We start from the raw sequence: 12,108 nt of genomic DNA, 5'->3' as shown, positions 1-12,108 counted from the left end.
GCGTTTACTGAGGCGCTACACCGCCAAAGCGTGTGCCCATGAGGGTGACGAAGTCTTCGAGGCTCATTTTCTCCCCGTTGAAATTCACCACGCCGGCGGCATAGTTGAGCGACGCCAGGATGTTGTTGCCCTCAACGTTCGCCAGCCCGGTTTGCACCGCCATGACGCCCGCCAGTTCGCTGGTCATGTTGGCGACCTGGGCGATTTGTTTCGGGTCGGTCTGGCCGGCCAATTGCGCCTGAACGCTCGCCAGATCAGCAATCATCGGCTTGGACAGCTGCAGTTTGGCGTCGAGCGAGGTCAGCATTTGCTTCACCACATCGAGCGGCGGTAGCTCGAACGAAGCGGGCTGTGCAAGGCTGGTCGCGATGCTCAGTTGGCTCTCGCCATTGGTGGTTTTGATGTTGAGTTTTTCCAGCGCCAGGTTCGGCTTGGCCGCCAGCAGCGTGCTGACATCGGCTTGCACTTGGGTGTCTTCGGCCGGAGTCAGTTGCACCTTGGGCAGGGTGCCGTCGGCTTGCGGCTGGAACTTGGTCTGGTAGATCTGCAACAGCGACTGCATCGCTGGAATGTCCAGGTTGCTGGCAGACATGACCATTTCTGCGCTGCCCACGGGCTTGTCGTTGAACGTGACGTCACCCAGGCTGTAGGTCAGGCGCCCGGACATCAGGCGGTCTTTGGCCGAGGCGGAACCGGTGTATTCAAAGTTTTTGACCTTGAGCACAGACTGGGCCGCGCCGGAGGTCAGTTGCGCCTCGCTCAGCTCCAGCACGTTCTGGCCCAGGTAGAAACCGTAGGTGCTTTTGTTCAGGTCGCTGGCCAGGGTCAGCCCGCTCAGCTCGATCGATACCGGTGGGGTATCGGAAGGCGTGGCCTGGAGCTTGAGGTAGTCCATGTAGCCTTTGGCTTTGAGGTGCTGGGCGCCTTCATCGGTTTGGGCGCTGAGGTTCAGGCCCGAGAAACTGATGCGGGTTTTATCGTCCAGCGTAAGGTCGAAGGGCAGCAACTCCAGTTGCCCGTCCACCGAACGACCGTAGCCCAAGGTGACTTGGCCGGTAAGAGGCGCCTGGTCCTTGGTGGCTGCGAACCATTTTTCGGTGAAGGGGGTTTTCTCAAGGGCGTAGTTGCTGACCGCCATGACCGGCGCCCACTTGAAGGTCTTGATGCGCGACCACGGCAATGGGCCGTGCTCGATGTGATCGACAAACAACAGCTCAACCGGCTGCGGGTCAGAACCTTCGGCATCATCCTGAAGGGTCAGGCGATAGTGCGCGGTGCTGCTGTAGAGGTGGGTCTCAATGGACACCAGTTCGATGCTGCCGTGGGTCGCGGAGCCGGCCAGTTGAGCGGCCATTTCTTTGTTGGCTTCTGCGATCGAGGTCTTGAGTTCGCCTTCGATCTTGGTGCCGGTGTACCAGGCGCCAGCCGTGTTCAAAACCCCTGCGATTACAACAATGCCGACCAGTACGCCTAATGGTTTGTTCATCAAGTTGACCCGTTCAATGTCCGTTGTGTTGAAGATATGCGGTCTTTACTGAGCCCTTCATGGGCCAAAAAGTGGCAGCAGGTTATCACTCGCGGCGAGTCGACGCTGCGTTTCGCCCGCACCGATCAAGCGCACAGCGTAGACGCTATTGCGTAAAGCTTGCGAGCGTAGCGCCTGAAATACGCGGCCCCGAGGACAATCGTGCTGGCTTGGCCGATGACTGCGCAGAATTCTCCTACGTAATTAAAAGCACCATCCTAAAGCCAACATGATAATCCTCAGCCGCTCTCCACTGCGTGACAGTGTTGTCAGGGTTTAGGCGCGGCCGGGGCTTGGGCACGGCTACTTTCCCAGCCGCCACCCAGGGCCAGAAACAGATCGATCTGGCTCATCGCGACTTGCGTGTTGGCCGCCGCTAACTGGGCCCGCACATCGGTGTAGGTGCGCGTGGCTTGCAGGTCTGCGAGGAACGATTCACGCCCGGCAGCAAAGAACTGATGGGTCTGGTCGGCCGCTTTTTTGGCTGAGTCATCGGCTTCGGCCAAAGCATCGCGGCGTTGCAGTGCAGCGGTGTATTGCACAAGGCTGGTCTGGGTTTCGCGAACCGCGTTCAGCACCACGCCATCAAAGCTTGCCAACGCGCCTTGGGTGGCGGCCTCGGCTTCGCGGATTCGCGCACGTGAGCCATTGGTGGGGATGGTCCAGCTCAGCAGCGGGCCAAAGCCCCAGCGGTTGGTCGGCGCGGTGCCGAGGTTGTCGACGATCCCGACCGTGCCGATGGAGGCGCCGATGCTGATGTCCGGGTACAGCGAGCCGGTGGCCACGCCAATTTCGGCGGTTGCGGCGGCCAAGTGGCGTTCGGCCTGGCGCACGTCCGGGCGACGCTTGAGCAGCGCGGCACCGTCACCCACAGGGAGTAATTGCGCGATGTGCGGCAGCTCATCACAGGTGGCGAGATGGGCAGGCAGTTGGTCCAGCGGTTTGGCCAGCAGCATCGACAAACGGAACAGCCCGGCCTGGCGTTGGGCCTCATAGCGCGGCAGTTCAGCGCGCAACGATTTGACCTGGGTTTCGGAACGCGTGACCTGGGTTTCATCACCGCGCCCGGCATCGCGCAGGCGCTGGGTGAGCGCGGTGGTTTGCGCTTGCAGTTTTAACGACTCTTTGGCGATGCCCAGTTCTTCGTTGGCGGCGCAGACCTGCACGTAAGCACGCACCACGTCAGCGACCACGGTGATGCGCGCGGTGTCGGCGGCGGCTTGGGTGGCATCGGCGTTGGCCTGTGCTGCCTCAATGCCGCGCTTTAACGTGCCCCACAAATCGAACTGATACGAGGTGCTGATGCCCAGGTCACCGACGTTGGCCACCGGGACTTTATCCGCCAGCAAAAAGGCTTCGCCCGACTCTTGCAGGCGCTGGGCGCCGCCTTTGACCGAACCACTCCAGCCGCCCGCCGACTCGGCCTGTTCAACCTGGGCACGCGCCCGCGCAAGGTTCGCCGCCGCTACGCGCAGGTTGGTGTTGGAGGCCATGGCCTGACGCACCAATTCATTCAGCGTCGGGTCCTGGTAGAGCTTCCACCAATCAGTGGGCACCGGTGCCGAGACGACGTTATCGCCCTCGCCCGCCAACGTGCCTTGCAGGTCTGGACGCTGCTGGGCCGCGTCTTTGGGCAGGTGATAGTCCGGCCCGACCATCTGGCAGCCGGCCAGCAGCAACCCCAGCCCTACGGCTGCCAGGCGAACCGCTTTCATTGCGCCTTCTCCTGTGCCGGCTTGGCTTTGGGCGAGTCCGGGATGATGGAAACGGTCGCCGTGCGGCCCGCGATCATGCGGAAGTCTGCGGGCACATCATCAAAGACGATGCGCACCGGAATCCGTTGCGCCAGCCGTACCCAACTGAAGGCCGGGTTCACGTTGGGCAGCAGGTTCTGGCCGCTGGTGCGGTCGCGGTCTTCGATGCCGGCCACGATGCTTTCGACATGGCCACGCAAGCGGGCGTCGTCACCGATCACGCGGATATCAACGCTTTGGCCGACGTGAATGCCATCGAGTTTGGTTTCTTCGAAATAGCCGTCGATGTGGAAGGAGCTGCTGTCGACAATCGACAACACGGGCCGCCCGGCGGTCACGAATTCGTTGACCCGAGGGGCGCGATCGTTGACGTAGCCATCCACCGGGCTGCGCACCACGGTGCGGTCGAGGTTGAGCTGGGCGCTGTCGACGGCCACTTCGGCCTCGGTGAGCGCGGCCTGTGCGCGCATTTCTCGCGACTGGCTTTCTTCCAGTTGCTCACGCGCAACGAGGTTGCCCAACCCCCGGTTGCGGCGGTTTTCACGCTGGGCCTGGGCCAGGGTTTCTTTACGGTCAGCCACGGTCGCCTGCGCCTGGCGCAGGGCCAGTTTGAAGCGGTCCTGGTCGATGACGAACAACACTTGGTCGCGCGTAACGGGCTGGTTGTCGCGCACATCGACTTGCTTGATGAGGCCCGACACGTCAGGGGAAATTTGCACCACGTCTGCGCGGATGTGGCCATCGCGCGTCCAGGGAGCAAACATGTAGTACATGGTCATGCGCCAGACCACGACGCAGGCAAACGCCACCACCAACAAGGTGAGAACGACGCGGCCCAAGGTCAATAAAGGTTTTTTCATGTCATCAAATATCGACTAAACGAATCCACAACGCCGAGTAGCAGAGCGTAGAGACCGACGTTGAACAAAGCCCGGTGCCAGACCAGGCGGTAAAAGTGCAGACGCGTAAGAACCGCGTGAACCGCTAGAAACAGCAGGTAGGTGATGCCCATCAATACCAGTAGCGTAGGCAGGAAAACCCCGCTGATATCGATATCTCCGATCATAGCGGCGCTCCGTCAATGCCTTGCACGTGCGGGTGCTGCAGGCCGTCGTTATCGACAATGAATTCCACACCCGGCAGCAGGGCCAGGCGCAAACCACTGAGGGCATGCAGCAGGTGAACCCGTGCATCGCTTTCGTCTTGCAGGGTATTGGCGTTGAGCGCACGCCGGGTTCTGTCCATGGTCATTTGCAGACCGCTGGGGATGGTCAAACGCTCACCGGCCATCAAACAGGCGCGGAAGTAATCCCCCACCTCGCTGACCACTTGACGCAACAGCAATTGCGGCCCGCCGGTGACACGCGGGGCGTAGGCCAGCAAGTCTAGGAGGTTCAGCGCCACGCGCAGTTCACGCAGTGCAATGCCGGTGTCTTGCCCGGTCATGGCCAGACGCGGCAGGTGCTGCATCAAGCGGTCGAGCATTTGCGCGCCCATTTGCCGGTGCTCGGCCAGGGTTGCGGGTTTGGTCAACCGCACAATGTCGCGCCAACTGAAACGGGTCAGCCGTTTAGCCGCCAGCTCTGCACCGAAGGGGCGCGCAATCAAGGTCCAGATAAAGGCAAACAGCAGCCCGATGGGGCCAGCCAGGTTGGCGTTCATAAAGACTTGAAAGTCAGCGTCGTAGGCACCCTGAATGCTGATGAATGACGCGGTGTTGACGATGGTCAGCAAAGTGCCCAGGTAAAAGCGCGGCTGGACGGTCAGGGTGCCGACGCAAATAAACGGCACGGCAAACGCGAGCACCAGCATGGGGAAGTCATGCAGGTTAGGCAGGATGACGAACAGGTACAGGCTGGCGAACAGCACTGAGAGCGAGGTCCAGAAAAAGAACCGGTAAATCTGCGGGGCCGGGTCGTCCATGGCGGCGAAAAAGCTGCAGGCGACGGCAGCCAAAATGACTGCGCTGGCGCCGTCTGTCCAGCCAAGCAGAATCCACAGCACGCAGGCGACGACGATCGCCGTGACGGTGGAGAACGCGGAATAGAGCATGAGGCCGCGGTCCAGAAACGGTGTCAGCCGACCCAGGCGCCAGTGCCGGTAAACCGCTCGCCAGACGGCTTGATCACCGGTGGAGATGGCCAGTTGCAGGCTGCGGCAGTCTTGCCACAAGTCGATCCACTCCCCCAGGCGGTAGAGCACGTTGGAGAGCAATAACTGGCGGCGATCATCCAGGGCTTCGGCGCTGGGTTGCAGGTGTTGCAGTTCGTTGCGCAGCACTTGCCATTGTTCGACGGGGGCGCCTTCGCTGGTGGTTTCAAGCCAGGTGCGCGCGTGTTGCAACACCGGCGTGACTTTATCGACCAGCTCCGGGGTTCGGCGCTCCAGGGCGTAAAGGGCGTCGTCGAGGGCATCCACCACGGGCAGCAGGTGGATCATGCGCCCGCGCAGCTCTTTGGTGTTGCGCACGGTTTGTGGGTGCGCGCCTTCGTGGGGTAACTGACCGATCATCAGTTCCAGGGTGTTGAAGGTCGAGACCATTGAGGCGCGCAAGCCACTGGCTTTGCCGGGGTCGACCTCGCGGGACAAAAAATACTGACTGTAATTGGCGGCGTCGGTGAACCACTTGGCCGATGAGTCGATGAACACCGGTGTGAGGCGTCGAGGCCAGAACATGCTGCCGACCACGGCCGCACAAACGATGCCGAGCATGATCTCTTCGGTACGCGAGACGGCGATGTCAAAAACGTTGAGCGGGTTATCCACAATCGGCAAGGCGATCATCGGCATGGTGTAGCCCGCCAGCATGAAGACGTAGCTGTTGGCGGTGCGCAGGTGCAATGACAAGAACAGCAGGATGCCCGTCCACAGCGCAATCACCAGCACCAGCAGAAACGGTGTCTGGACAAATAAAGGGACAAAGAACACCGCTGCCGAAGCCCCCAGCAGCGTACCAATGGCGCGGTAGATCGCCTTGGAGCTGGTGGGGCCGACAAAGGGGCTGGAGACGATGTAGACCGTGGCCATCGCCCAGTAAGGACGGGGCATTTCCATGAGCAGGGCGATGTACAGCGCGATCATGGAGGCGGCAAACGTCCGCACGCCGTAGAACCAGTCACGAGCGGGCGGCATGCTGCTGAAAAAGCCGTTCAAGACGCCGCTCCGTCAGGCAGTTGGCCAGCGGCTTCAAAGGCTTTGATCACTCTCAAGGCGGCTTCTTGATCAGCGACTGAAATATCTGCCAATGCTGCACGACGCAGTTGTACCAACTGGGCTTCAATGGACTGCACCAAGGTACGACCGACGGGCGTAAGGCTCAGGGTTTTGGCGCGGCGGTCGCTGGCGTCTTCGTTGCGCACAACGTAGCCGGCCTTGCACATCTGATCGAGCAGGCGCACCAGTGATGGGCTTTCCATGCCCGCCGCCTGGGCCACGGTGACTTGCCGCACGCCCTCGCCCAAGCGGCCGATTATCAGCAGCGGCATGGCGCAGGCTTCGGAGATGCCGAAGTTGACCAGCGTGGTCTGGCAGACGCGACGCCAATGACGGGTCGCAACCACCATACCGGTGCTGATGCTCATTTGGAGTTGATCTAGAGAGTCAGGCAAGAGACATCACATAATGTTAGTTTGCTAACTATTAATACTGCTCGGCCAGATGATCACAGTCAAGTGTTACGAATTAATTCTGCTGACCTGTTGTCTGTTTTATGAGCAGATCAGCGCCGCAATCAGTGGCGCCGCAGGTCAAATATAGTCGAACCTGGGTGTCATCGATGGTCAGATCCTGGGTTTTGTGCCACCCGGACGGAATGGGCGCGAAGTCGTCCGGCTGCACGCTGCTGCTGATCAGCCAGATGCGCCCTGGGGCGGCGGGTACGTCGGCCAGATGATCAACGTAGATCTTGGCGCCGTCCTCGTTTACCAGCGTTCCGAAACCATAGGCCGTCGGCCGCCCGGAGACACCGTCTGGCGTGGGCGGTGTGTAGAGCATGGGTTGGGCTGGGGTTTTGTTGTAGTAAACGTAACTGAAGTACCAGAACAGATCGCTGACGATGATTCGGTCACCGGGCAGGAACTGCTGATTCACGTGCTCAACCAGTTGGTCAAAGTGGTCGGCGTCGCTGCTGAAATTGCTGCGAAGGCCCACACTTTCAACACCCATGAACAGCACCAGCACTGCAATTGCTATAACGCGTTTGTGCACAAGCAGGCGGTCTACTGCGATGGCGACGAGCAATGGCAAGCCCAGCGCGGCAAAACTCACGTAGCGCTCAATGAACATGGGCGAGATAAACGACAGGGCGTAAATCGCCAGAATCGGCAGCAAGGTGTAGATCGCAATCAGCGCGTGAAATTTATAAGGGGATGCATCGCGCACGGCGATCCAGATCACGCTTGCAAATAGCGCGAGGGGGGCCAGCCAAAATACCGGCCAAGGCAGGGTATCGCCTTCGTCTTGTGTCAGAAGCTGCCAGACCATGGCCGGTAAAGAGCGCGCATCGACAGGCGGCTCCCAGCCCACATCGCCACCGGCTTTTAGCTCATGCATGTGTTGCAGCAGATCCACCAGGCCCGGCAGCCAGGGCAGGAACAAGATGACGATGCCGGCGTTGGCCAGCCACCAGGTCGGCCGCTTGATCACGTTGCCCGCTGCACTGTGACGAGTGCTCAGTAGCAGCAGGTACAGCCAGTGCGCCATGACGCAAAAAGCAGTGAAGTAGTGGGTGTAGAACGCCGCGGTCATCAGCGCCGCGTAGATGGCCAGATAGCGTGTTTTATCGGGGTTTTTGACCCAGTAGATCAAGGCAATGGTTGCACCGATCAGCCACATGCCCAGCAGCGAATACATGCGCACTTCCTGGCTGTAGCGCACGGCTGTCGGCAACAACGCCAACAGGATGCCTGCCAGCAACGCAGCCCTTTGGGTCGCGACCAGTCGCACCAGCCACATGCCCAGAAACACCGTGGCGATGCCGGGTAAAACGCTCAGGGCACGGATCGAGGCCAGGCTGTCACCGAACACGCCTATCCAGCCATGCAGAAGCATGAAATACAGCGGTGGGTGAACATCATGTGCGGCATGAAACCAGATGCTGCTGAGCGAGTAGTTGCTCAGCATCAAGCTGGAGCCTTCGTCACACCAGATGGACGAGCTGGTTGAGCCGTAAAACCGCACGGCCGTGGCCACCAGCAAAAGGCACCACAGCCACGGCTGGAGAAACAGTTGAGTCAGTGCATGGCGGGACGGTTCAGGGCGTTGAAACAGTTGCTCGTTGACATCGTTATTACTGAGAACGCCCATGTTTCACCTGCTGTGCATGAAGACTACGACTGGAGCCGTATTAACTGTCGCGATTGTAGGGCACAAACCACAGGAAAAGGGGAACCGTCCACTCGGAACAGCTCCAGAAAAAACAGTGGAAGCCTTTGTAATCTCTTGGCTTACCGCCGCGTTAGACTAGCGCGCTCACGATGGGCACATCGTTATCATCGCCTATTCGTTACAAGGTTTGACAGAAATAGAGTCAGTGCCTAACGTAAATTGGATCCAAATCAACGTGCTGAATGTCCACAGCGGGTAGCGTCAACGTGACCGTCAAAAAGAACTTATTAAGCAGTATTGAAGTACACGGGGCGATTCCAGCGCATCTGGCGCGGTCAGTGATTGAAGAGTCGCTGCGCAACGCTATTCTCGATGGGCGCTTGCCCTGCGGGACGGCCATTAGACAGCAGGCCCTGGCGGCTTTGTTTGGTGTGAGCCGCATGCCGGTTCGTGAAGCCCTGCGCCAACTTGAAGCCCAGGGGTTGCTGCAGGTCGTCCAATACAAAGGCGCGGTGGTTGCACCTTTGATTCAGGATGATTCGCTGGAAACCTACGCGCTACGGTTTTTACTGGAAGCGCAGGCTCTGCGCTTGTCATTGCCATTGCTTGACGAAGAGGATTTCAAGGCCGCGTCGGCTTGCATCGATGCGCTTGAGGTCGAAACGGATTTCGGAAAAATCGGCACGCTCAATCGGCTTTTTCACCAAGCGCTTTACGGTAAAGCTCCTAACAAGAAACTGTTGGCACTGATCGAAACGGGGCTTGTGGAAGAGGAGCGCTTTTTGCGCTTTAACCTTGAGCAGATGGGCCTGGGCAGTTTGCCTCAGGACGATCATCGGGCGCTGCTGCGGCATGCCCGGGCGAGGGATGTGGAGGCGTGTGTCAACGAACTGGAGCAGCATCTGCAGCGCGGGGTTAATGCGATTATTCGCTATCTCCAGGACCAGAAATCGAAACAGCCCTGACATATTGAATGCCAGGGCTGTGAATAACTTATTGAGGGCGGTGGGGCTCAGATTTTGAAGCTGTCGACCAGTTGCTTGAGGCGGCTGGCTTGCTGCGAGAGCGCATCGCAATCTTTGAGGGTTTCGTTAAGGTTGGCCACACCTTGCTGATTGAGCAGGTTGATGTGGGTGATATCCAGGTTGAGGCTTTCGACCACGGAGGTCTGCTCTTCCGTGGCAGCGGCTACCGACTGGTTCATGCCGTCAATTTCTTCGATACGCTGAGTCACGCTGATTAAACGGGCACCGGCCTGGTTGGCCACTTCTACGCTGTCTTCGCTGGAAATCTGGCTGGCATTCATGGTGCTTACCGCCTCGCGAGAGCCGATTTGCAGTGAGGTGATCATTTTATGGATCTCTTCTGCCGACTCCTGAGTGCGATGAGCGAGGTTGCGCACCTCATCCGCCACGACGGCAAACCCACGACCCGCCTCCCCCGCACGCGCAGCCTCAATGGCCGCGTTGAGGGCCAGCAAGTTGGTTTGCTGGGAGATCCCTTTGATCACATCAAGTATGTGACCAATGTTGTCGGTGCTGGCATTGAGGGTTTCGATCTGCGCGCAGGATACGCTGATCTTTTGCGAGAGCTCGGACATGGCCTGAATGGTCTGTTCGACCACTTTGCGGCCATCATCCGCCTGCTCACTCGCGCCGCTGGCATGCTGCGAGGCATCGGCGGCATTGCGTGCGATCTCTTGGGTTGCAGCGCCCAGCTCATTGATGGCAGCGGCGACACTGTTGGTGCGTGCGCTTTGCTCGTCAGAACCGACGATGGAGGCGTTGGACGAGCTCATTACACGCTCGGACAAATCATGGACTTGTCGAGTGACCGAGGACACTTCGGAAATGGACGCATGAATACGCTCAACGAATTGGTTGAAGGAGCCGGCCAGTTCGCCAAACTCGTCTTTGTGTTCAATCGCCAGACGCCGCGTCAGGTCGCCTTCACCTTGCGCGATGTCTTGCATGGCGCGGCCCATGGTCGTCAGCGGACGCATCAGTACACGAATCAGCAGACTCAACAGGAGCGCAATCACTGCCACAGCAATCACCGTTGCGATGAGTGCCGAAGTCCGGAATTTGGTGAGCGACGCGTAGGCCTTTTCTTTATCCAGTGACTGACCAATGTACCAGTCTGCAGAAGGCAAACCGGTGACCGGGGTAAACGAGATGATCCGCTCTTGGCCATTGAGCATCACGTCTTGAATGCCTTTTTCAATCTTTAAAGAACTGCTGGGATAGATGTCCCGCAGGTTCTTCATCACTTGGTCTTTTTCGGGGCTGACAATGACCTGGCCATCACCGCTCACCAAGAAGGCGTAGCCCAAGCCGCCGGAGTCTACTGAGTTGATGATGTTGACCAGGCTATCCAGGCTCAAATCGCCTCCGACAACGCCCAACAACTCACCGTTCTTTTTGACCGGCATGGCGATGGTGACGATCAGACCGCCTACAGCTGCCATGTAGGGCGGCGTAAGCATTGTTTTGTCTGCCAGGACGCCTTGCTTGTACCAAGGCCGTTCACGCGGGTCATAGCCGTCTGGCATCTTGGCGTCAGGGCGCTGAGTAAATACGCCATTGGCCTGACCGATGTAAGTGAACTGGAAGTTTGACGTCAGTGCAGGCTGATCAATGAGCCCGGCGAGGTCGGCTTGATCGCCTTGGTGGGCGATGTTTTGGGCAAGGCTCTCTAATACCAGGATGCGACCGCTCAACCAGTTCTGAATGCTGCTCGCGGTCAGGTTGCCGGCTTGCGCCACTGAGGAGTCGATGTCTTGCCTGATGGTGTTGCGCTGCAGATAGTCGTTGTACAAGGCGAACAACGCAAACGCTAAAACGACGACGCCTGAAGCGGCCAGAAGAATTTTATGACTGAACTTGAGATTCATAGCATGGGACTTCTTATGCCGAAAGGATGGATGCCGGTTGAAGCATGCTTGGGGAATCAGGCAGCCGATCAGGCCCAACCGACTTGCTCAACAGGCTGTCGGCATCAGAGGCTGAAAAATTAGCGGTTTGTGGAAGCTATTTATGTGATCCGACGAACGTGCCGTCGTGGATGTGGGAATGGTCTGAGGAATTATTGGGACGTTTGGGAATTTACGTCGCGCAAAAACAAAACCCCTGTCTGCGTTAGCAGACAGGGGTTTCGGAATTCAATCTTGACGATGACCTACTCTCACATGGGGAAACCCCACACTACCATCGGCGATGCATCGTTTCACTGCTGAGTTCGGGATGGGATCAGGTGGTTCCAATGCTCTATGGTCGTCAAGAAATTCTGTGACAGATCCGTTAGTGCTAACGAGCCTGCGAAAACTTGGTACTTCTATAAAAACAAAATCCCCGTCTGCGTGAGCAGACAGGGATTTCGGAATTTAATCTTGACGATGACCTACTCTCACATGGGGAAACCCCACACTACCATCGGCGATGCATCGTTTCACTACTGAGTTCGGGATGGGATCAGGTGGTTCCAATGCTCTATGGTCGTCAAGAA

Annotated in this window: 9 protein-coding genes and 2 rRNA genes; 1 reads left to right on the top strand and 10 read right to left on the bottom strand. The window is 58.6% G+C overall.

All coding sequences use genetic code 11. The features are described 5' to 3' along the window. Window positions 1–4 precede the first annotated feature (4 nt). The 7 genes from QMX84_RS19535 to QMX84_RS19505 form a co-directional block, all read right to left on the bottom strand. Entirely contained in the window at window positions 5–1,486 is a 1,482-nt protein-coding gene (locus QMX84_RS19535) for a YdgA family protein (RefSeq protein ID WP_282364570.1), read from the bottom strand. A gap of 308 nt (window positions 1,487–1,794) precedes the next feature. Beyond that, window positions 1,795–3,240 carry an efflux transporter outer membrane subunit gene (locus tag QMX84_RS19530; protein ID WP_282364569.1) on the bottom strand — a complete coding sequence of 482 codons (1,446 nt, stop codon included), beginning with the start codon at window positions 3,238–3,240 and terminating at the stop codon, window positions 1,795–1,797. After that, complete coding sequence (locus QMX84_RS19525) at window positions 3,237–4,139, bottom strand: HlyD family secretion protein (RefSeq protein WP_048366938.1); 903 nt, start codon at window positions 4,137–4,139, stop codon at window positions 3,237–3,239. The genes QMX84_RS19530 and QMX84_RS19525 overlap by 4 nt, the downstream gene beginning before the upstream one ends. Beyond that, window positions 4,136–4,345, bottom strand: a complete 210-nt coding sequence (locus QMX84_RS19520; RefSeq protein WP_048366939.1) for a DUF1656 domain-containing protein — start codon at window positions 4,343–4,345, stop codon at window positions 4,136–4,138. Before QMX84_RS19520 ends, QMX84_RS19525 begins: the two co-directional genes overlap by 4 nt. Beyond that, window positions 4,342–6,432, bottom strand: coding sequence for an FUSC family protein (locus QMX84_RS19515; RefSeq protein ID WP_282364568.1), 2,091 nt, complete (start codon window positions 6,430–6,432; stop codon window positions 4,342–4,344). The genes QMX84_RS19520 and QMX84_RS19515 overlap by 4 nt, the downstream gene beginning before the upstream one ends. Then, window positions 6,429–6,860, bottom strand: a complete 432-nt coding sequence (locus QMX84_RS19510) for a MarR family transcriptional regulator (protein WP_048366941.1) — start codon at window positions 6,858–6,860, stop codon at window positions 6,429–6,431. Before QMX84_RS19510 ends, QMX84_RS19515 begins: the two co-directional genes overlap by 4 nt. Window positions 6,861–6,960: 100 nt before the next feature. Beyond that, window positions 6,961–8,583: a glycosyltransferase family 39 protein gene (locus QMX84_RS19505; protein WP_282364567.1), complete on the bottom strand. Its 1,623-nt coding sequence runs from the start codon at window positions 8,581–8,583 to the stop codon at window positions 6,961–6,963. A gap of 287 nt (window positions 8,584–8,870) precedes the next feature. On the opposite strand from QMX84_RS19505, the gene QMX84_RS19500 reads away from it, so the two are divergent. Then, window positions 8,871–9,569, top strand: a complete 699-nt coding sequence (locus tag QMX84_RS19500; RefSeq protein ID WP_262126067.1) for a GntR family transcriptional regulator — start codon at window positions 8,871–8,873, stop codon at window positions 9,567–9,569. Window positions 9,570–9,616: 47 nt separating this feature from the next. On the opposite strand, the gene QMX84_RS19495 is transcribed toward QMX84_RS19500, so the two are convergent. The 3 genes from QMX84_RS19495 to rrf (QMX84_RS19485) form a co-directional block, all read right to left on the bottom strand. After that, window positions 9,617–11,497 (bottom strand): methyl-accepting chemotaxis protein, encoded by a 1,881-nt coding sequence (locus QMX84_RS19495; protein WP_282364566.1) that lies wholly within the window; start codon window positions 11,495–11,497, stop codon window positions 9,617–9,619. Between the two features lie 271 nt (window positions 11,498–11,768). Then, window positions 11,769–11,884, bottom strand: a 5S ribosomal RNA gene (rrf, locus tag QMX84_RS19490). A 106-nt stretch (window positions 11,885–11,990) separates the two neighbouring features. Further along, window positions 11,991–12,106: ribosomal RNA gene (rrf, locus tag QMX84_RS19485) — 5S ribosomal RNA — on the bottom strand. Window positions 12,107–12,108: the final 2 nt, after the last annotated feature.

The sequence above is a fragment of the Pseudomonas sp. PS01297 genome (assembly GCF_029959305.1).
Lineage (GTDB): Bacteria > Pseudomonadota > Gammaproteobacteria > Pseudomonadales > Pseudomonadaceae > Aquipseudomonas > Aquipseudomonas helleri.
This window is presented reverse-complemented; position numbering and strand designations above follow the sequence as displayed.